Here is a 19,461-nt window from a genome sequence, read left to right as displayed (position 1 = left end):
AACTTAGTTACGGTCGGCGGGAAGTTTTTGGGTGCGCTGGCAGTCCTCGCAGATGCCCTGGTACAGGACGTCCGCGATCTGGATGGTCATGGGCTTGGAGCCCGCCTCCCAGTGCGGGGTCAGGCACGGCGCGTGGCCGACGGCGCATTCGACGTCCTCGACGCGGCCGCAGCTGATGCAGACTGCGTGGTGGTGGTTGTCGCCCACCCGGGTCTCATACAGCGCAGGGGAGTGGGGAGGTTCGAACCGGCGCAGCATCTGCATCTCGGTCAGGTCGCCGAGGACCACATAGACGGATTGTGCCGTCAGGTCCGGCAGTTCCTCGCGGGCGGCGGCAAGGATGCCCTCCGCCGGCGAATGCGGATGGCGTGCGACGGCGGCCAGCACGGCCAACCGCTGCTTGGTCACCCGGCGTCCGTGGGCGCGCAGGGCGGCAGCCCATGCCTCGCTGCTGCCCGCGGTATCCGTCATGGCCCCATTCAAACACTTATTTTTAGCAGCTCACAATAAGGTTCGGCTTATTTCGCCATTGTGTCCCACTAGAGTTGCCGGGTGGGGAAATTCCTGGCGGACATCACGCCTTTGCGCGAGAGCCCGGCGTTCCGCCGCCTGTGGCTGGGTTCCGCCGCCTCGGCGCTCGGTAGCCAACTCACCCTGGTGGCCGTCAGCCTCGAGGTCTACCGGCTCACCCAGGACAGCCTCTACGTGGGCCTGCTGAGCATTTTCGCCCTGGTCCCGCTCGTATTTGGCGGCCTGCTCGGCGGATCCATCGCGGACGCCCATGACCGCCGCCAGGTCGCGCTCCTCGCCTCCGCGGTGCTCTGGCTGACCACCGGTGCGCTGGCGCTGCAGGCCTGGCTGCAGCTGGGAAATGTCTGGCTGCTGTACCTCCTGGTCGCCGTGCAGAGCGGTGCGCAGGCCATCAACCAGCCAGCCCGCAGCGCCATCATCCCGGTGCTCGTGCGCAAGGAGCTCCTGCCGGCGGCCAACGCCCTGAGCATGATGATCTTCGGCCTGACCATGACCGCCGGGCCGTTGCTGGCCGGCGTGCTGGTCGCCACGGTCGGCTTCGCCTGGACCTACACGGTCGACGTGGCCAGCTTCGCCTTTGTGGTCTGGGCCCTGCTCAAGCTCCCGCCGATGCCGCCGGGGCAGGCCTCGCACCGGGCGGGACTGCGCTCCGTCGTCGAGGGCTTCCGTTTCCTCGGCACGCGGCCCAATCTGCGCATGACCTTCGTCATCGACCTGGTGGCCATGATCCTGGCCCAGCCGCGGGCCCTGCTGCCTGCCATCGGCGCGCTGATGATCGGCGGCGGCGAGGCCACGGTCGGTGTGCTCCTCGCCTCGACCGCCGTGGGCGCTTTCCTGGCCGGACTCTTTTCCGGGCCCCTCGGCGCGGTCCGTGCCCAAGGCGCCGCGGTGGTCTGGTCCGTCATGGGCTGGGGCGCCTCGATCGCGGGGCTGGGCCTGGTTGTCGTGCTCGCCGGCCGCGCCGGTGCCGGCGGTGTGACCCTGTGGCTGGTGCCGGCCGCCGTGTGCTGCGCGCTCGCCGGCATCGCCGACTCTGTCAGCGCAGTCTTCCGCACCACGATCCTGCAGTCGGCCGCCCCGGACCACCTGCGCGGCCGGCTGCAGGGGGTCTTCGTGGTGGTCGTCGCGGGCGGGCCCCGGGTCGGGGACATGCTGGCGGGCGGCGCGACTAAGCTGCTCAGTGAGGGCTGGGTCCTGCTCGCGGGCGGCGTGCTGTGCGCGGTGGTGGCCTGGCTCGTGGCCCGCCGGCAGTCCGGCTTCCTGGCGTACGACGCGCGGAACCCGGTCCCGTAGCGGTTCGTTTCTCAAGTGGGTGATCCTTTGGGGACACCCGGGGCATAACGGGAGGACCAGTGCACAACCATCACAACGGCCTGAAGACGGCGGCCCTGTTCGGGGTGCTCTGGGCGGTGCTGCTGGGCCTCGGCGCGCTGATCGGATCGGGCACGCGCAGCGCGGCACCGATCTGGATCATGGCGCTGATCGGCGTCGGCACCACGGCCTACGGATACTGGAACAGCGACAAGATCGCGATCCGGTCCATGCAGGCCTACCCGGTGACGGAAGCCGAGGCGCCCCAGCTGTACCAGATTGTCCGGGAGCTCTCAGCCCGCGCCAACCAGCCGATGCCCCGGATCTACGTCTCGCCGACGCTGGCGCCGAACGCCTTCGCCACCGGCCGGAATCCGCAAAACGCTGCGGTCTGCTGCACGCAGGGCATCCTGCAGCTGCTCGACGCCCGTGAACTCCGTGGCGTGCTGGGCCACGAGCTGATGCACGTCTACAACCGGGATATCCTCACGTCCTCGGTGGCTGCCGCCGTCGCCGGCGTGATCACCTCGGTGGGTCAGATGCTGCTCTTCTTCGGGGGTGGCGGCGACCGGCGCAACGGCAACCCGCTGGCGCTGCTCGCGATGGCGCTGCTGGCGCCGTTCGCCGCCTCGCTGATCCAGATGGCCATCTCCCGGACCCGCGAGTACGACGCCGACGAAGACGGCTCGTCGCTCACCGGGGACCCGCTGGCGCTGGCCTCCGCCCTGCGCAAGATCGAGCAGGGCGTGCAGCTCGCGCCGTTGCCGCAGGACCAGCGGCTGGTGAACGCCTCGCACCTGATGATCGCGAACCCGTTCCGCGGCGGCGGCATGGCGCGGATGTTCTCCACGCACCCGCCGATGAGCGAGCGGATCGGGCGGCTCGAGCGGATGGCGGGCCGGCAGCTGGGGTAGACGCGAAAAAGCCGGGCCCCGGCGTCGGTGATGGCGCTCCTAGCTGCGGAAGTTCACGAACTGCAGGTCGGCCTCGTCGAAGCCCTTCAGCAGGTTCATGGTCTCCTGCAGGTCGTCGCGGGACTTGGAGGTCACGCGGAGCTCGTCGCCCTGGATCTGCGACTTGACCGACTTGGGCCCCTCATCGCGGATCAGCTTGTTGATCTTCTTCGCCAGGTCCTGGGCAATGCCTTCCTTGATGGTGGCCTCGAGCCGGAACTCCTTGCCGGAAGGGTAGGGCTCGCCCGTGTCGAGGGACTTCAGCGAGATACCGCGGCGGATGAGCTTGGACTGCAACACGTCCAAGACGGCCAGCACCCGCTCCTCCGAGTTGGCCTTCATGAGGATCTTCTCGCCGCTGAAGTCGACCTCGGCGCCAACGCCCTTGAAGTCGTAACGCTGCGCCAGTTCCTTCTGCGCCTGGTTCAGCGCGTTGGCGACCTCCTGCTTGTCGACCTTGCTGACGACGTCGAATGTGGATTCGCCTGCCATGACTGTCCTCCTGATGGTTGTCCGGGCGCCCTGCTGAGGGCGGTGTTTTCTGCATTCCAGCCTAGTACGGATGCTCCGGTTGTGAAGGTGCCGCGGGAGGACCGGTCCTCACAGTTGGCTCAAAGCTGAACCACGGGGGGAACGAAGCCTGCCCCGGCAGAGTTGTATCCGTTGGAAGAGCCGCTTGAAAGGCAAGGCACATGAACCGCAAGGCCGTCCGTTACGTCACCAGCAGCACCGCCGCAGCCGCGAGCTCCCTCACGACGGCGGCGACCTCGATAGCGGCCGCGGCGCTCGCGGCCTCGATCATCCTCAGCCCCGCGGCCGAAGCTTCCGCCCGCCTGGACGGGGTGCAGGCAGACCTGGCCCGGGCAGTGCAGCTCAACCAGGTCACGGCGGAGCAGGCGGCGAAGTTCGAGGCCAAAATTGCCGGCCGCATCCTCGGAGAAGCCTGATATTCCGGCCTTCCCGGGGCCGCCGCGAGCCGATTCGATTCTTCGGCGGAAGTTCTGTAAAGTTGTCTTGCCCGCGGTTGCTGGAAGCGGAACGGACTGGAAACAGGCGTTCCGAACACGGAGGCCGCGAGTGATCTTCTTTTGAAGTTCGGCAGATTACCCGAGCGGCCAAAGGGGGCTGACTGTAAATCAGCTGGCAACGCCTACGGGGGTTCGAATCCCTCATCTGCCACCCTCGCGAAAGCCTCCGGAACCCATCGGTTCCGGAGGCTTTCTCTTTTGTACGTCCTCGCCGGCCGCGGCGATTGTGCTCCCTGAGCGCCCTTATGTGCCGTGAAAACGGTCGTTACGGAGCAGCCGATGCGCGCCGGATCGTCATTCTTTTGGATGTAAACGTAACCGGCGTCACATTTTGACCCGCGACACGCTAGTCTGTCGCGGGAGGGGGAATCACGATGGAAATAGTCCTGGCGGCTGGCAAGGGTACGCTCAGCCTGGATGAGGGCGGCATTCTTCAGCTGGTCTGGGCGGGCGGTTCCGCGCTCGAAACCGCGGACGCGGCCGAATCCGTGCTGGCCATATCAAAAATCAGCGCCGGCCGCATGCTGCCCCTGCTGATCGACATCAGCGACGTCAAGCTGAGCGCCGGCGCCCGCAACCACTACCTGGAAAGCCGCTTCGTCTCCTCTGTGGCCCTGGTCGGTCAAACGAACGTGGACCGAGTGGTCGCGGCCTGGATGCGCCGCGGAAACGAATGCCCGCAACGTTACTTCACCTCCACCGCGGACGCCCTTCAGTGGCTGGCCGAACTGGGCGCCAACGACGGCGCCACCCAAAACGTCCCCGGCTGATCGGGTACCCAGCCCTTCCGCGCGGGCACGGCTGTGGGGGCGCCGCCTGAACGGTGCCCCCACTGTTCCCGGCGGGCGGGAACGCTTCAGCCGGCCTCCCTTGCTAGCTAGTTTTTGCTCCACTTGTTGTGGACGTTGTGGTCCTTGTTGTCGGACTTGTGATCGGAGTGGTGGTCTCCGGAGTTGCCGTGGTCATGGCTCCGGGAACTGCGGTCGTCCCAGTTGAACCTGCCATCGTGGCTCCACCAGCCCCAACGATCGTGCTCGCAGCCGTTTCCGTCGTGCCAACGGCCATCGGTGTCGTCGTCGGAACGCCAGTTGCAGTTGTCGTCGCGCCAGCCGCTGTGGTCATCGCGGTCGTGGAAACGGCCCTTCGAATCCCACCAGCCGTGGGAGGAGTCGTGCCTGTTCATACAGGTGTCGTCCTTAAAATCCCGGTGGTCGCCCGACATCGTTGCCGTTGCCTTCAGCCCGGTGTCCGCCGACGCCGCTGCTGCGGAGAGAACGGTGCCGCCGAGGCCTAGTCCGCTGGCAAGCAGGGTGACGCCGGCCAGTCGTAGTGAGCTCTTCATGAGGTTTCCTTGCGTGAGTTCCATCCTGGTGAACCGCAGCCGCTCGGACCTGGCATTTAGCCTCCCGAGACGTCTGCGGTGATGGCCCCGAAGTGCTCCGGCGCAGGCTCGCGCGCCACATAGTGCCTGGCTGGCCGGGGCCGCCGTGGGCGGAGAACGCGCGTCGTCAGCGCATTCGGGGCTCCATGCCCGGTATAAGTGGTGCGCGCCTGTCGCGCCTGGGCACGGTCTGTTGTTCTTGGGGACCCCCCGCGCCAGCCCCAACGCCAACAGGAGGTTCGCGGAACGGTAATCCTGGACCGGCTGTGGCTGGAACGACACCCCGCCTCGTCATCGAGTCTACGGAGAGGTTCGTTCACCAACCACGATAGCCCGGCCGGGGTGGGGACAACAGGGGCGGAGCGTTAATTCCTGTGACGTCCCGGGGCCAGCGGCGTCGGCCCGTAGCACGACACCCGGGGCCGCATATCGGCCGATTCACCCCTACCGCGGAGTAGGGTTGGGCCGTTGACCATTGAGCCTGAGGAGCTGAAGTGAAGTCGTTTGCATGTGGTGACGTCGTTCCCGGTTGTGAAGCCCGCTGGGTCTGCAGCACGGAGGACGAGATCCTGGTCCAGGTGGGGGCACATGCCGCTTCCGTGCATGGCCTGACCGATCTGCCTGCCGATCTGATCGAATCGGTGCACAAAGCAATCCACCCGGTTAGTTGACACCAGCGGCAGGCGGCCCACGCCCTGAGCCCGCGCCGCCCGCGCCGCCCGACTGGGACAGCCTGCTTGCCTTGGCCTGCCGCGGCGAAGGATTGGCAACGGTCTATCAGCCCATTGTTGATACCGCCCGCGGCGCCGTGGTTGGCTATGAGGCCCTTGCGAGGTTTCCCGGCTACACCGAAAAGAACCCCGAGGTCTGGTTCTCGGCTGCCCGGGAGCGCGGAAAAGCCGCCGAGCTTGAGGCTGCCGCGCTGCGGACGGCGCTGAAGGCCCGCGCCGCGCTGCCCGCCAACTGCTTCCTCACCCTCAACGTCTCGCCGGAGCTGCTGAGCTCGGAAGAGATCCGCCGTGTCTGGCGCGAAGAGGGCGCGCTGGGCGGCCTCATCGTGGAACTGACGGAGCAAACACCCATCGATTCGTATCTGGAGCTGGAACCGGATCTCAACCAGCTGCGCGCCGCCGGAGCCTTGATTGCCGTCGACGACGCCGGAGCGGGCTATGCGGGACTGCGCCACCTGCTGGCCCTGCGGCCCTCAATGATCAAGATCGACCGGGCGCTCATCCAGGACGTCGACCGCGACGAGGCGAAACGCGCCCTTATCGGGATGCTCGGAGCCTTTGCGAGCCGCGTGGATGCGTGGATCCTGGCCGAGGGTGTGGAGCGGGTTGAGGAACTCGACGCGCTGGTCTCGCTGGGGGTCCCGCTCGTGCAGGGCTACTACCTTGCCCGGCCCGCCCCGCCGTGGGCCGGCATCGACCTTGACGTGGCGCACCGCTTGGCCAGCGCCCGTCCGGTGACCCACAAGACGGTCATCCGCGACGTCGTCGAACCGGCGACCGCGGCGACGACCGTCACGCAGGCGGCCGAAGCGTTCGCGGCCAACCCGGCGCTGGACGCCGTCGTGCTGCTGGGCGAGCGCCTGCGGCCGGTCGCGGTGCTGGGCGCCGGGGCGTCCGCGCTTGGCGTGGTGAGCCCCGGAATGCGGGTGAACCTTGATACCCCGCTCAGCCAGGCCCTGGCCCGCTCCATGACGAGGCCGCAGAGCCAGCGCTTCGACCCGCTCCTGGTGACGGACAACGCGGGCCGCTTCGCCGGCATCGCCCGGATGGAGCGGATGGTCATCGCCTTGGCCGGGGCGACGGACCAGCCCACGGACGAGCCCACGGACGAGCCCGCAGACTAGCCCTGCCCCTTCCCGGACGGCACCAGCCGGAACGAGTACTGACCGGTGCCCCCGGCGGGGGCCATGCTCAGCTCGGCGCCGTCGGAGGGCAGTTGGAGATCGGTGCTGATGACCTCCCCGCACGGGACGGTCATTTCAGCCAGGGCCGGCGCGCCGCTCCAGCTGCGGATGGACAGCCGCGTCGCTGCCGTCCCGCGGCAGGCGAAGTTCAATTCGTAACGGCCGGCGGGGGCGGCGAGCCCAAAGCTGGTCGGCGCGTCGGACGTAGCGGACCCCCGGTATTCGCCGGGCCTGGACGGGTCCAGGACGTCCCGTGCCCAGGCGCTGGCGCCGAAATTCTCGCGTAGTGATTCGTCCGAGTTGGGCTCGATCTTCACCCCGGCGACCCCGGCCTCGAGTCCGTAGAGCGCGGTGGCACGGGCCGTGAGCGTTCCGCCGGTGTGGCGGAAAAACGAGGCGCGGGCTTCACCGCAGGGGTAGTCCCTGGCTTCCGGAAGTCCCTGGGCGCGGGTCAACTTCAGGTCCAGCCGGGTGGCGCCGGAGCAGGCCGCCGTCAACAGGTAGTCCCCGGCGGCAAGCTCGGCGGTCCACTCGGCGGTCTTGCCGATGGCATACGGGAAGCTGGAACCGGCAGGCGGTCCCCCGAGCTGCCGGGTCACTGCGGCCAGGAATACCGCGGGATCGACTGAGTGCGTGGCCGTGGGCGCAGGCGCGGGCGGCTCGTCGGGACTGTATTCACATGCGGCCAGCGGCAGGAGCAACACCAGAATTACCACTTTTACGCGCAGGATCCGCGCCCCCCACAGAGCCGACATGCCCCGAGTCTAACGTGGCCGGCCGGCCGGTCGGCCGGCCGGGGCAGGCGCCCGGTGAACCGATCCCCGGCGCCCCCCGCGGGCGGCATGACGCTGAGCGGCATTGTGCGTGGCCCTTTCCGCAGCGCACCACGTCCTCTTCCAGCGCGTCCTGTACTAAGCCGCGTGCCAGACTCTGACGGTGACTGACGAATCTTTTGGTGCGCTGCACCACGTGGAACTCTGGGTGCCGGAGCTGGCCAGGGCCAAGGACCAATGGGGCTGGCTGCTCACCGGGCTCGGCTATGAGCAGTACCAGGACTGGCCCCAAGGGCGTAGCTGGCGGCGCGGACCGACGTACATCGTCGTTGAGGAATCCCCGGACCTGAGCAGCCGGACCCACCGGCGCACCGCCCCCGGGCTGAACCACCTGGCTTTCCATGCCGGGACCCGGACGCAGGTGGACACCATGGCGGCGACCGCTCCCGCCCACGGCTGGACCGAGCTGTTCCCGGAGAAATATCCCCACGCCGGCGGTCCCGCGCATTTTGCCGCCTACCTGGTGAACTTAGACGGCTTCGAGGTCGAGCTGATCGCCACGGACTGACGCACAGCTAACCCGGCAGGTACCGTGAACCCATGAGCATCATCCTCGTGGGCGGCGGCCCGGACACTGTCACAACCCCGGTGGTTTTTGACCGCTTCGTGAAGGATGTCCGGCGCCGTGCCGGCGGAAGCAGGCCTACCCGGATCGCGGTCGTGCTCTTCGACCGTGAAGGCAGTTCGGAGTACTTCCTCCCCGCCTACCTGGAGCCCCTGCAGAGCCGCATACCCTGCGATGTGGCGCCCACCCTGCTGCGCACCGGCGAACCAGCCGATCCGGCGGCATTCGACGACGTCGACGGGATCGTCGTCGGGGGCGGTCCCACCCCCGAATACCTCGCCGGGCTGCTCGGCTCGGCGGCGGCGATCCGTGCGGCCGCCGCAGCCGGCGTGCCCTACCTGGGGTTCTCCGCGGGGGCGATGATCGCGCCGCAACGGGCGCTCGTGGGCGGCTACCGGATCCGGGGTACCGAGGTGTGCTCGGTCGAGTGCTCCGAAGGCCTCGATGAACTCGACGTCCGCGATGGCCTGGGACTGGTTCCGTTCGCCGTCGACGTCCATGCCGCGCAGGCCGGCACCCTGAGCCGGGCGGTCGGGGCCGTGGCGGAGGGCCTCGTGGACCGGGCTGTGGCGGTGGACGAGAATACGGCGCTGGTGCTGCGCCATGCGGATCTGGAGGACCTAGAAGTCATCGGCAGCGGAAATTGTTGGACCATCCGGGCCTCCGGGCGGAAGGCTACGGTGGCCGTTCTTTCGGCCGACTGAGGCGGGGCACCCCCCCCTTGGCACCTTTGTTACTCGCGGGTAACATAGTGTCCATGCACCTGCTCCTCCGCACCCTCCTCCTGCTCATCACCTCCGCCCGGCGCCCCCCGCTGGGCATCTGGGATGCCTCGTCGCTGCCGCTGCGCGTCCTGCCGACGGACATCGACATCGCGCTGCATGTCAACAACGGCATGTATTTCTCCCTGATGGACCTGGGCCGGTTTGACCTGATGGCACGCAGCGGGACGTGGAAGGCCATTCGCAGGCGCGGCTGGACCCCGGTGGTGGCGGGGGAGACCATCGCGTTCCGCCGCTCCCTGCAGCTATGGCAGCAGTACACGATCGAGACCAAGGTCATCGGGCTGGACGAGAAGGCCATCTACTTTGAACAGCGGATGGTGGCCGACGGCGAAATCTACGCCCGCGCCCACATTGCCACCCGTCTGGTCAGCAAGGGCAAGCCGGTCAGCCAGGACGAGATCATCGGCGAATTCGGGGCGCCCCCGGCGGACCTGGAACTGCCGGAGTGGATCCATGACTGGCGCGAAACAAATGCGCTGCCCGGCGCCCGCCGTCCGGCCCCGCACGTCTGGGCCTGATCTGCCGGCCTGATCCCCTCAGCCTGGCCTGCCCGGGATGTGCCATCAGCGAAACGCGGGGGACATTCGCGGGCTGCTCGCGTACCGTTGAGGCCATGGCAACCGTAGACATTACAGGTGAACAGTTCGCAGCGACCGTCGAGGACAACGACATTGTCCTTGTAGACTTCTGGGCCGAATGGTGCGGCCCGTGCAAGCAGTTTGGCCCCACCTACTCCGCCGTCTCCGAGAAGCACCCGGACGTCGTCTTCTCCAAGGTGGACACCGAGGCGGAGCAGCAGCTTGCCGCCGAGGCCGGCATCACCTCGATCCCCACGCTGATGGCCTTCCGCGAAAAGGTGCTGGTCTTCTCCCAGCCCGGCGCGCTGAACGCCCAGCAGCTGGAGCAGGTGGTCGACGCCGTCAAGGCCCTGGACATGGAGGAAGTCCACGCGCACGTGGCGCGCTCGCAGGCCGAGGCCGCCGCCCCGCAGGACGGCACCCAGATCCCGGACGCCTAGGCCGGCAACAGAAACTTAAAGCAACGCGGGGTCACTTCGCGCCCATCCTTGACGGGATTATGGGCGTGATGTGACCCCGCGTTTGTGTTGTGCGCCGTGGCCCCGTGGCCCTAGAGCTTCTCCAGCTTCACGGGCTCGGCCAGCAACGCGCTCAGGGACTCGTTCAGGTCCTGGAGTGCGGTGCCTTTGGCGTGCCTGTCCAGGTCCTCCTGCGAGGCCCACTGCTCGGTCAGCACCAGCTTGTCCTCGCTCGCCTCGGTCAGCTCGTACCGGAGGCAGCCGGGTTCGTTGACCACCTCGTCGATCGCGATCTCGAGGGCAAGTTTCACACGGAAGAATTCGCCGTCGTTGGGGATGAAAGTGGCCTGCAGGTCAATAGGTGCGCTCATGGTTTCACCCTACCCGGCGGCCACCCGCGCACCGCAGCATGTGCACAAGATTTCCTAGGACTTCCACGCTTTACCCTTCTCATGCCGCCGGCCTGTTGGTAGCGTCGCATCATGCTTGCCTACACAGCCGGGGACACTGACGTCCCGTTGCTCAATGAGACTATCGGCGACAATTTCGAGCGGATCGTCGCCCGGTTCCCCTACCACGATGCCTTGATCGAGGCGGCGGCAGTTCCGGGCGGGGAAGCCCGGCGGTGGAGCTACACCAAGATGAACGACGACGTCGACCGGCTGGCCCGGGCGTTGCTCGCCGTCGGCGTCGACAAGGGCGACAGGGTGGGGATCTGGAGCCCTAACTGCGCCGAGTGGACCATCCTGCAGTACGCTACGGCGAAGGTCGGGGCCATCCTGGTCAACGTCAATCCGGCCTACCGCAGCCACGAACTCGAGTTCGTTGTCAGGCAGAACGGCATGCGGATGCTGGTGGCGGCGCCCTCGGACAAGAACAGCGACTACACCGGCATGGCGCGGCGGGCGTTGGCCGAATGTCCCGAATTGCGGGAACTCGTGTTCCTGCCGGACGCCGGCCAGCCCGGCCTCGCCGCCGGGGTTCCGGAAGGCGCGGCGGAGCAGACGTATGCCGAACTGCTGCGGCGGGCCGACGACGTCGCGCATTCCGGGCTGAAGGCGCGGATGGCCGAACTGGACCCGCACGACGCGATCAACCTGCAGTACACCTCCGGGACCACCGGCTTCCCCAAGGGCGCCACCCTGACCCACCACAATATCCTCAACAACGGCTACTCCATCGGGGAGCTGCTGGGCTACACCGAGCACGACCGCGTGGTGATCCCAGTGCCGTTCTACCACTGCTTCGGCATGGTGATCGGAAACCTGGCCGCCCTCAGCCACGGCGCCGCGACCATCATTCCGGGACGCGGGTTCTCGCCGGCCGCGGCGCTGGAGGCCGTGCAGGACTTCGGCGGGACGTCGCTCTACGGCGTGCCGACCATGTTCATCGCCGAACTTGCCCTGCCGGACTTCGCCTCCTACGACCTCGCCACGCTGCGCACCGGAGTCATGGCCGGCTCCCTGTGCCCCATCGAAGTGATGAACCGGGTGATCGCCGAGATGAACATGCGCGACGTCGCCATCTGCTACGGCATGACGGAAACCTCGCCGGTCTCCACCATGACCCGCGACGGGGACACTCTGGCGCAGCGCACGCAGACCGTGGGCCGGACCATGCCGCAGCTGGAGAGCCGGATCGTGGACCCGATGACCGGGGACGTTTTGCAGCGCGGCGAGATCGGCGAGCTGTGCACCCGCGGATACTCCGTGATGAAGGGCTACTGGAACCAGCCGGACAAGACCGCGGAGGCGATCGACGCCGAGGGCTGGATGCACACCGGCGACCTCGCCCGGATGGACGAGGACGGCTATCTGGTGATCGAGGGGCGGATCAAGGACATGGTGATCCGCGGCGGCGAAAACGTCTACCCGCGCGAAATCGAGGAGTTCCTCTACACCCACCCGGACATCCAGGACGTGCAGGTGATCGGCGTCCCGGACGCCACCTACGGCGAGGAACTGATGGCCTGCGTCATCCTCAAACCCGGCGCCGGCCCGCTCGACGCCGACGCGCTGGCGGAGTTCTGCCGCGGGAAGCTGGCGCACTACAAGATCCCGCGCTACGTGGACGTCCGGGAGAGCTTCCCGATGACCGTCTCGGGCAAAATCCGCAAGGTGGACATGCGCCAGGAAGCGGTGGCCCGGCTGCATTTGTAGGCCTTGGCCGGCGATGGCCGGCGGTAGCGCTGTTTCGCGGCCGGTGGTACCGTCCGGGGGCACTTTGGGCGCGATGTACGACGGCGGCGGCCCGCTTGGCGGCGTGTCCGCGCCAAAGTGCCCCCGAAGTGCGGCCCAACCGGCCTCAGCGGCGCCGGTCAGTGATTCCGGTGGTCCTGGATGGTCATCCGCGGGCCGAAGACCGGCTTCCGGAATCCGCTCAGGCCGATCAGGCGGACCACCCGCTGCCGATGGCCGGCCCAGGGGGCGAGCAGCCGCAGCATGCCGGCGTCGTCCGTCCTCCGGCCGGTCAGGGCGGCGCCCACATAGGCGGCCAGATGGTAGTCGCCCACCGCGATCGAGTCCGGGCAGCCGTGCGTGCGCTGCACCACCTCGGCCGCCGTCCACACCCCGATCCCGGAAAGGGTCTGCATTTTCGCGGCGGCCTCGGCTGCAGGCAGTGCGGCCAGGCGTTCCAGCGCGGCGGCGGAGCGGAGCGCCCGCATGACGGTGTCCGAGCGCTGCGGGCCCACTCCGGCCTTGTGCCATTCCCAGGACGGAATGCGCAGCCACTGCTCCGGTGTGGGCTGCACGAGAAGGTTGGCCGGGGCGAGGGTGCCGGCGCCGGGGGCCGCGGTCCCGAAGCGGTACATCAGGTAGCGGTAGCCGCGGCGCGCCTCGATCACGGTGACCTTCTGTTCGAGGACCGTGGGCACCAGCGCGTCAATCATCCGGCCGGTGGACGGCAGCCGGAGGGTCCGGTTGCGGCGCCTGGCTTCGACGACCATCCGGGGGAGCGTGGCGTGAAAGCCCGGTTCGTCGAAGGCCGTCCAGTCGTCGTCGCGGCCCAGCAGCCGCGGGACGCCCCTGACCGCTTCGGCCGCACCGGGTCCCCAGGCGCGTGCCTCGACCCAGGGCGCGGCCGCCGGGCCGGCGGTGGCCAGGTGCAGCGTGGCCGGGCCGGACGCCGTCGTGAATGCCATCCAGAAGCCGTCCGGGGCAACCCGGATGGAGGGGTCACCGTGGCCCCGTCGGAGCGTGCCGAGGGTCTGCAGGAGATCGTAGGGGCCGCCCGGGTGCCACCGGAGCGAGGCGTCCGCGGCGGCTGCGCGGGCCGGGAGCTCTGCGGTGGTCATCCGAATATGTTCCCACGAGAGGCCGGCGGCGGAGGCATCCGGGCTTCGCAGGGACGCCGCCGGGGGAACTCAGCGGCAGGGGGCAGCGGGTCCAACGGCCCTTAACCGCGGTGCCGTGCGGGGCATAGAATCCGGCTGGACGCGGGTTCCCGCGTCCGCCCGGGAGCGGATCCCATGATGGTCAGGAGAATGTGATGGCTGGTGGAGTGGTGCACTTCGAGCTTCCCGCGGACGACGAAAACCGCGCCCGGGAGTTCTACAGTTCGGTGTTCGGGTGGGGTTTCCAGGTCATGCCGGAGATGGAATACAGTCTGGCGATGACCACGCCGATGAACGAGGAAGGCCGCCCGGCGGTCTCAGGGTCCATCAACGGCGGCTTGTTCCGCCGCGGCGACCTTACCGCCCCCGTGGTGACGGTCGACGTCGACGACATCGACGCCGCCTTGGAGCAGATCGTGGCCCTGGGCGGCTCGGTCCACCGCGGCAAGATGGAGGTCCCCGGGTCCGGCTGGAACGCGTACTTCAAGGACACCGAGGGCAACGTTGTGGGGCTCTGGCAGAACGCTGCCCCGGCGCCGGAAACGGCCGGGGAGGCGGCGGGCAACGATCTAGGAGCCTGACGCCGCGCCTTAGTGCATCCCGCTTGCGAGCCACAGCGCCAAGACCGCCGCGGGAACGGTGAGGACGACGGCGGCGAGGCCGGCAAGCGCGAAGCCACCCCAGCGGATTTCGACGTTGAGCGCCCGCAGTCGTTCGTGCCAGAGCAGGGTCGCGAGAGACGCCCACGGGGTGACCAGCGGACCCAGGTTCACGCCGATAAGCAGCGCCGCGAGCCGCACCGGCGAGCCGCCCACCGGCTCCAGCGCGAGGTAGGCCGGCAGGTTGTTGACCGCATTCGCGGCGCCCACCCCGAGCCCCGCCAGCTGGAGCAGTGCGGGCAGGCTGTTCCCGGAACCTGCGACGCCGGACAGCACCCTGGCCAGGCCGTTGGCGTGCAGCGCCTCCACCACCATGAACAGCCCGATGGTGAGCATCAGCGGCCGCCAAGGGACCATCGACCAGCGCAGGCTGGACCGGCGCCGCCACAGGAACATCGCCAGCAGGACCGCGGCGGCGGCAGCGGCCGGCAGGTACACCGGGACTCCGGACACCAGGGCCGGCAGCAGGATCAGCATCACGCCGGCCGAGGCGTAGAGCAGCACCTTGTCCCGCACGCGGTGGACGGGCTGCGGCGCGTAGCCGCCCCGGAGCTCCTTGCGGAAGGCCAGCCAGAGCAGCGCCAGGGGGAGCAGGATTCCGACCAGCGCGGGGGCCCAGACCAGCGAGGCGAAGGCGGCCGGACTGAGGCCCAGCCGGGACTGGGCCAGCAGGTTGGTCAGGTTGGACACGGGCAGCAGCAGCGACGCCGTGTTCGCTAGCCAGATGGTGGTCAGGGCGAAGGGCAGCGGCGGGATGCGCGCGTGGACGGCCAGCAGCACGACGACGGGCGTTACCAGCACCGCCGTCGTATCCAGCGAAAGGAACACGGTGGACACGCAAGCCAGCGCAATCACCAGGAGCCAGAGCAGCAGCACACGGCCCCGTCCCAGGGCAGCCAGGCGGTCGGTCACCGCCCGGAACAGCCCGGCGTCGTCCACCAGTTCCGTTACCAGGGACATGGCCACCACGAACCCCAGCACCGGCACCGTGCGGCCGGTGAGCTCCTCGAAGTCCGGCCAGGGCAACAGCCCGGTGCCGAGCGTGGCGGCCCCGGCCAGCAGCATGCCGCCGGGGACGAGGTAGCTCCGCAGCGTCTTCAACCAGGTCCTTCGCTTCACCGCCCCATCGTCGCACCCGCGGGGCTGCGGCGGCCACGCGACCTGCTGAGTCCGCCTCTGCCAGCAGCAGACGGTAACTTTGTACCTATGAAGTACGCCCAGTCCGTCCTGGACCTCATCGGCAACACGCCGCTCGTCAAACTCAACCACGTCACCGACGGCATCGCCGCCACGGTCCTGGTGAAGCTCGAATACCTGAACCCCGGCGGTTCCATCAAGGACCGCATCGCGGCCAAGATGATTGAAGAGGCGGAACGCAGCGGCAAGCTCCAGCCCGGCGGGACCATCGTGGAGCCCACCTCCGGCAACACCGGGGTGGGGCTCGCCCTGGTGGCGCAGCAAAAGGGCTACCGCTGCATCTTCGTGGTCCCGGACAAGGTCGGCGAGGACAAGCGTGCCGTGCTCCAGGCCTACGGTGCCGAGGTCGTGGTGACGCCCACCGCCGTCGCCCCGGACAGCCCGCAAAGCTACTACGGCGTCTCGGACCGCCTGGTCACCGAGATCCCCGGCGCCTACAAGCCGGACCAGTTCTCCAACCCGGCCGCGCCGGCGAGCCACTACGAGTCCACCGGCCCGGAGATCTGGAAGGACACGGACGGCCTGGTCACGCACTGCGTGATCGGTGCCGGCACCGGCGGCACCATCACCGGTACCGGCCGCTACCTCAAGGAAGTCTCGGCGGACCGGCCCGAGTCCGACGGCGGCGTGGTCAAGATCATCGGGGCCGACCCCGCCGGCTCGGTCTACTCCGGCGGCACCGGCCGGCCGTACTTCGTCGAGGGCGTCGGCGAGGACATGTGGCCGGCCAACTACGACAAGGCCGTTCCCGACGCCGTCATCGCCGTCAGTGACGCCGACTCCTTCGCCATGACCCGCCGGCTGGCCCGCGAGGAGGGTCTGCTCGTGGGCGGATCCTCGGGGATGGCCGTCGTCGCAGCCCTTCAGGCCGCCAAGGACCTGCCCGCAGACGCCGTCGTTGTGGTGATCCTGCCCGACTCCGGCCGCGGCTACCTGGCCAAGATCTTCAACGACCAGTGGATGCGCTCCTACGGCTTCCTGGCCAGCGGCGACGAAGCCTCGGTGGGGGAGGTGCTCAAGGCCAAGACCGGCGAACTGCCCGACCTGGTGCACATCCACCCCAACGAAAGCGTCCGCGACGTCATCAACATCATGAACGAGTACGGCGTCTCGCACATCCCGGTACTCTCCCAGGAGCCGCCCGTGGTGATGGGCGAAGTCCTCGGCGCCGTCGACGAGCGCACCCTGACCGCCAAGCTCTTCCGCGGCGAGGCCCAGCTCACGGACAAGATCTCCGAACACATGGAGGCCCGGCTGCCGGTGATCGGTTCGCTCGAATCGATCTCCACCGCCCGCGAACTCCTCTCCGACACCGACACCCTGATGGTGACGTTCGTCGGCGCTCCGGTGGGGATCCTGACCCGCCACGACCTCCTCGCCTACCTCAGCAACTGACCAGCCCAAGGAGTCCCATGTCCCAGCCAGAAAGCTCTTCCGCGGCAACCGCCGGCTTCAACACCCGCGCCGTGCACGCCGGCCAGGCCTTCGAGCCGCGCACCGGCGCCGTGGTGCCCCCGGTGCACTTCTCCTCCACCTACGCGCAGGACGGCATCGGCGGCCTCCGGGCAGGCTATGAATACGGCCGCGGCACCAACCCCACCCGCGACGCCCTGCAGGAACAGCTCGCCGCGCTGGAGGGCGGTTCCGCCGCGTTCTCCTTCGGTTCGGGACTGGCCGCCGAGGACTCGATGATCCGCGCCCTCACCCGGCCCGGGGACCACATTGTGCTCGGCAACGACGCCTACGGCGGCACCTACCGGCTGATCAGCCGCGTCCTGGGCGAGTGGGGGATCGGCAACACCCCGGTGGACATGTCCGATCTTGGCGCCGTCGCGAAGGCGGTGGCCGCTGGAGGGTCGAACGGCGGCGCGGCCGGCGGCAAGACGCGATTGGTCTGGGTGGAGACGCCGTCGAACCCGATGATGAAGATCACCGACATCGCGGCCCTCGCCGAGGTGGCGCACGACGCCGGCGCCCTCCTCGTGGTGGACAACACCTTCGCCTCCCCGTACCTGCAGAACCCGCTAGCGCTCGGCGCCGACGTGGTGGTGCACTCCACCACCAAGTACATCGGCGGACACTCCGACGTCGTCGGCGGCGCCATCATCGTCAACGACCCGGAGCTCGCCGAGAAGATCGGCTTCGTGCAGTTCGCCGTGGGCGCAGTGTCCGGGCCGATGGATGCCTTCCTCACCACGCGCGGGCTCAAAACCCTCGGCGTGCGCATGGACCGGCACAGCGACAACGCCCAAGCTGTGGCCGAATGGCTGCTGGAGCGCCCCGAGGTGGAGGCCGTGCTGTACCCGGGCCTGCCCTCGCACCCGGGCCACGAGCTGGCCAGGAAGCAGATGAAGAAGTTCGGCGGCATGGTCTCCGTGCAGTTCAAGGGCGGCGAGGCGGCGGCACGCAAGGTGGCCGAGTCCACCTCCGTGTTCACCCTGGCGGAATCCCTGGGCGGCATCGAATCCCTGATGAACTACCCGTCGGAGATGACCCACGCCTCGGTCAAGGGCACCGAGCTGGCGGTTCCGGTGAACCTGATCCGGCTCTCCTGCGGCATCGAGGACGTCGAGGACCTGATCGCGGACCTCGAGCAGGCCTTCGCGCGCCTTGAGCCGGGCAGCTAGCCTCCGGTGACCACCCTTTCCAAGCCGGCCGCCTCCACCACCCGCGGCTGGATCGCGACGGCGGCCGGCGCTGCCGCCGTCGTCGCCGCCCTGGTGGTGCTGTACTCGGCCTACATCCCGCTGCTGAACGACTTCGAGGTCTACTTCTACGGCGGGAACCGCGTTCTGCAGGCCGGTGAGACCGGCGTGAACGAGCTGTACGCGCCCCGGGTCGGGCTGCCGTTCACCTACCCGCCGTTCGCCGCGCTGATCTTCGCCGCCATGGCGACGCTGGGCCAGGGCGCCGGCGGCATCGTCTTTATTGCCACGGCGCTGCTCGGGGCCGCCGTCGTGTCCGCCTGGCTGACCCGGCATTACTTCGGGCTGGGCCGCTGGCGGGACGCTGCCGCGGACTGGCGGTTCCGGGCCGTGGCCCTGGCCGGCACCGCGGCGATCCTGCTGCTGGGGCCGTGGCGGGACACCTTCGACTTCGGCCAGATCAACATCATCCTGATGGGCCTGATCCTGGCCGACTTCGCGCTGTACGGAAAGTCCCGCGCGGGCGAGCTCCGCTGGCCGGCGGGCCTGCTGATCGGGATCGCGGCCGGGATCAAACTGACCCCGCTCGCGTTCGGGCTGTACTTCCTGGTCCGGCGCGACTTCAAGGCCCTCGGCTGGATGGCCGCGGGGTTCTTCGGCTCGATCGCGCTGGCGTGGGCCATACTGCCGACGGCGTCGGTGACGTTCTGGACCAAGATCCTGCCGGACACCGGACGGATCGGTGGGCCGGCATACGTGGACAACCTCTCCGTCAAGGGCCTGCTGCTGCACCTGGGGCTGCCGGACTCCACCCTGACGTCCGTGGTGTGGCTGGTGCTCGCGCTCGGCCTGGCCGCCGTGGCCGCGCTGGTGATCAAGTGGGCGGTCGCGGCGGAGGAGAACTTCGTCGCCGTGTCCGCGACTGCCCTGCTGATGCTGCTGATCAGCCCGGTGTCCTGGTCCCACCACTGGGTCTGGATGGCCGTGGCGCTGCCCTGCATGGGTTTCGCGATCCACCGGGTGCCCTCCCGCAACGGTCGGATGCGGCTCGCCGGCTGGATCATCGTGGCCGCGTCCGTCATCGCCTTCTACCTGACCCCCAAGTACCTCGCGGTCATGGCCGGGGCGCAGGAGTGGGGCAAGGACCCGCAGACGCAGTGGCAGCTCATCGTGGCGAGCCTGGGCGTGGTCTGCGGGATGGCGATGCTGGTCTACTGGGCGCTGGCCTACCGACCCTCCCGGGCCGCGCTGCGCCAGCTCCCCTAACCCCGGCCCCCTGCGCGCGAAC

General features: G+C 68.7%; 22 protein-coding genes and 1 tRNA gene. 16 read left to right on the top strand and 7 right to left on the bottom strand.

Annotated features, from left to right (window positions below; all coding sequences use genetic code 11):
- Nucleotides 1-3: 3 nt before the first annotated feature.
- Nucleotides 4-471 carry a Fur family transcriptional regulator gene (locus FFF93_RS13440; RefSeq protein ID WP_138768476.1) on the bottom strand — a complete coding sequence of 156 codons (468 nt, stop codon included), beginning with the start codon at nucleotides 469-471 and terminating at the stop codon, nucleotides 4-6.
- A gap of 81 nt (nucleotides 472-552) precedes the next feature.
- Between FFF93_RS13440 and FFF93_RS13435 the strand changes: the two genes are divergently transcribed.
- Nucleotides 553-1,824 carry an MFS transporter gene (locus tag FFF93_RS13435; RefSeq protein WP_138768477.1) on the top strand — a complete coding sequence of 424 codons (1,272 nt, stop codon included), beginning with the start codon at nucleotides 553-555 and terminating at the stop codon, nucleotides 1,822-1,824.
- A gap of 59 nt (nucleotides 1,825-1,883) precedes the next feature.
- The gene (htpX, locus tag FFF93_RS13430; protein ID WP_138768478.1) at nucleotides 1,884-2,756 is read left to right on the top strand and encodes a zinc metalloprotease HtpX; all 873 of its coding nucleotides are present in this window, start codon (nucleotides 1,884-1,886) and stop codon (nucleotides 2,754-2,756) included.
- Between the two features lie 39 nt (nucleotides 2,757-2,795).
- On the opposite strand, the gene FFF93_RS13425 is transcribed toward htpX, so the two are convergent.
- A complete protein-coding gene (locus FFF93_RS13425) occupies nucleotides 2,796-3,287 on the bottom strand; it encodes a YajQ family cyclic di-GMP-binding protein (protein WP_138768479.1) in 492 nt (163 codons plus the stop codon).
- A 200-nt stretch (nucleotides 3,288-3,487) separates the two neighbouring features.
- On the opposite strand from FFF93_RS13425, the gene FFF93_RS13420 reads away from it, so the two are divergent.
- The 3 genes from FFF93_RS13420 (at nucleotide 3,488) to FFF93_RS13410 (ending at nucleotide 4,593) form a co-directional block, all read left to right on the top strand.
- Nucleotides 3,488-3,742 carry a hypothetical protein gene (locus tag FFF93_RS13420; RefSeq protein ID WP_138768480.1) on the top strand — a complete coding sequence of 85 codons (255 nt, stop codon included), beginning with the start codon at nucleotides 3,488-3,490 and terminating at the stop codon, nucleotides 3,740-3,742.
- 150 nt (nucleotides 3,743-3,892) lie between these two features.
- A tRNA-Tyr gene (locus FFF93_RS13415) sits at nucleotides 3,893-3,974 on the top strand.
- A 223-nt stretch (nucleotides 3,975-4,197) separates the two neighbouring features.
- Nucleotides 4,198-4,593, top strand: a complete 396-nt coding sequence (locus FFF93_RS13410) for an STAS/SEC14 domain-containing protein (protein ID WP_138768481.1) — start codon at nucleotides 4,198-4,200, stop codon at nucleotides 4,591-4,593.
- Nucleotides 4,594-4,700: 107 nt separating this feature from the next.
- Here FFF93_RS13410 and FFF93_RS13405 read toward each other — a convergent pair whose 3' ends face one another.
- On the bottom strand, nucleotides 4,701-5,165 hold the full coding sequence (locus FFF93_RS13405) for a hypothetical protein (RefSeq protein WP_138768482.1): 465 nt from the start codon (nucleotides 5,163-5,165) through the stop codon (nucleotides 4,701-4,703).
- A 533-nt stretch (nucleotides 5,166-5,698) separates the two neighbouring features.
- Here FFF93_RS13405 and FFF93_RS13400 point away from each other — a divergent pair.
- Complete coding sequence (locus FFF93_RS13400; RefSeq protein ID WP_138768483.1) at nucleotides 5,699-5,875, top strand: DUF1059 domain-containing protein; 177 nt, start codon at nucleotides 5,699-5,701, stop codon at nucleotides 5,873-5,875.
- A gap of 92 nt (nucleotides 5,876-5,967) precedes the next feature.
- The gene (locus FFF93_RS13395; protein WP_261375138.1) at nucleotides 5,968-7,059 is read left to right on the top strand and encodes an EAL domain-containing protein; all 1,092 of its coding nucleotides are present in this window, start codon (nucleotides 5,968-5,970) and stop codon (nucleotides 7,057-7,059) included.
- Here the strand turns inward: FFF93_RS13395 and FFF93_RS13390 are convergent.
- Nucleotides 7,056-7,874, bottom strand: a complete 819-nt coding sequence (locus FFF93_RS13390; protein ID WP_138768484.1) for a hypothetical protein — start codon at nucleotides 7,872-7,874, stop codon at nucleotides 7,056-7,058. The two genes, FFF93_RS13395 and FFF93_RS13390, sit on opposite strands and share 4 nt — an antisense overlap.
- Nucleotides 7,875-8,055: 181 nt before the next feature.
- Here FFF93_RS13390 and FFF93_RS13385 point away from each other — a divergent pair, with 181 nt between their 5' ends.
- From FFF93_RS13385 to FFF93_RS13370, 4 genes are all read left to right on the top strand, one after another.
- A complete protein-coding gene (locus tag FFF93_RS13385) occupies nucleotides 8,056-8,460 on the top strand; it encodes a VOC family protein (protein ID WP_138768485.1) in 405 nt (134 codons plus the stop codon).
- 32 nt (nucleotides 8,461-8,492) lie between these two features.
- Nucleotides 8,493-9,221 carry a Type 1 glutamine amidotransferase-like domain-containing protein gene (locus tag FFF93_RS13380; protein WP_138768486.1) on the top strand — a complete coding sequence of 243 codons (729 nt, stop codon included), beginning with the start codon at nucleotides 8,493-8,495 and terminating at the stop codon, nucleotides 9,219-9,221.
- A gap of 53 nt (nucleotides 9,222-9,274) precedes the next feature.
- Nucleotides 9,275-9,820 carry a thioesterase family protein gene (locus FFF93_RS13375; protein WP_138768487.1) on the top strand — a complete coding sequence of 182 codons (546 nt, stop codon included), beginning with the start codon at nucleotides 9,275-9,277 and terminating at the stop codon, nucleotides 9,818-9,820.
- Nucleotides 9,821-9,915: 95 nt separating this feature from the next.
- Nucleotides 9,916-10,320, top strand: a complete 405-nt coding sequence (locus FFF93_RS13370) for a co-chaperone YbbN (RefSeq protein ID WP_138768488.1) — start codon at nucleotides 9,916-9,918, stop codon at nucleotides 10,318-10,320.
- 110 nt (nucleotides 10,321-10,430) lie between these two features.
- On the opposite strand, the gene FFF93_RS13365 is transcribed toward FFF93_RS13370, so the two are convergent.
- The gene (locus tag FFF93_RS13365; protein ID WP_138768489.1) at nucleotides 10,431-10,709 is read right to left on the bottom strand and encodes a putative quinol monooxygenase; all 279 of its coding nucleotides are present in this window, start codon (nucleotides 10,707-10,709) and stop codon (nucleotides 10,431-10,433) included.
- Between the two features lie 111 nt (nucleotides 10,710-10,820).
- Between FFF93_RS13365 and FFF93_RS13360 the strand changes: the two genes are divergently transcribed.
- Entirely contained in the window at nucleotides 10,821-12,497 is a 1,677-nt protein-coding gene (locus FFF93_RS13360; RefSeq protein ID WP_138768490.1) for an AMP-binding protein, read from the top strand.
- 158 nt (nucleotides 12,498-12,655) lie between these two features.
- Here FFF93_RS13360 and FFF93_RS13355 read toward each other — a convergent pair whose 3' ends face one another.
- A complete protein-coding gene (locus tag FFF93_RS13355) occupies nucleotides 12,656-13,633 on the bottom strand; it encodes a DNA-3-methyladenine glycosylase (protein ID WP_138768491.1) in 978 nt (325 codons plus the stop codon).
- 194 nt (nucleotides 13,634-13,827) lie between these two features.
- On the opposite strand from FFF93_RS13355, the gene FFF93_RS13350 reads away from it, so the two are divergent.
- On the top strand, nucleotides 13,828-14,253 hold the full coding sequence (locus FFF93_RS13350) for a VOC family protein (protein ID WP_138768492.1): 426 nt from the start codon (nucleotides 13,828-13,830) through the stop codon (nucleotides 14,251-14,253).
- Nucleotides 14,254-14,262: 9 nt separating this feature from the next.
- Here the strand turns inward: FFF93_RS13350 and FFF93_RS13345 are convergent, their stop codons facing one another.
- Nucleotides 14,263-15,396: an SLC13 family permease gene (locus tag FFF93_RS13345; protein WP_138770376.1), complete on the bottom strand. Its 1,134-nt coding sequence runs from the start codon at nucleotides 15,394-15,396 to the stop codon at nucleotides 14,263-14,265.
- Nucleotides 15,397-15,537: 141 nt separating this feature from the next.
- On the opposite strand from FFF93_RS13345, the gene FFF93_RS13340 reads away from it, so the two are divergent.
- The 3 genes from FFF93_RS13340 to FFF93_RS13330 are packed head-to-tail and all read left to right on the top strand — an operon-like array spanning nucleotide 15,538 to nucleotide 19,439.
- On the top strand, nucleotides 15,538-16,923 hold the full coding sequence (locus FFF93_RS13340; RefSeq protein ID WP_138768493.1) for a cystathionine beta-synthase: 1,386 nt from the start codon (nucleotides 15,538-15,540) through the stop codon (nucleotides 16,921-16,923).
- 17 nt (nucleotides 16,924-16,940) lie between these two features.
- On the top strand, nucleotides 16,941-18,155 hold the full coding sequence (locus FFF93_RS13335; RefSeq protein ID WP_138768494.1) for a cystathionine gamma-synthase: 1,215 nt from the start codon (nucleotides 16,941-16,943) through the stop codon (nucleotides 18,153-18,155).
- 6 nt (nucleotides 18,156-18,161) lie between these two features.
- Entirely contained in the window at nucleotides 18,162-19,439 is a 1,278-nt protein-coding gene (locus tag FFF93_RS13330) for a glycosyltransferase 87 family protein (RefSeq protein WP_138768495.1), read from the top strand.
- Nucleotides 19,440-19,461 lie beyond the last annotated feature (22 nt).

The sequence above is a fragment of the Arthrobacter sp. KBS0702 genome (assembly GCF_005937985.2).
GTDB lineage: Bacteria > Actinomycetota > Actinomycetes > Actinomycetales > Micrococcaceae > Arthrobacter.
The sequence above is the reverse complement of the archived record's forward strand: the minus strand, read 5'-3'. Positions and strand labels throughout refer to the sequence as shown.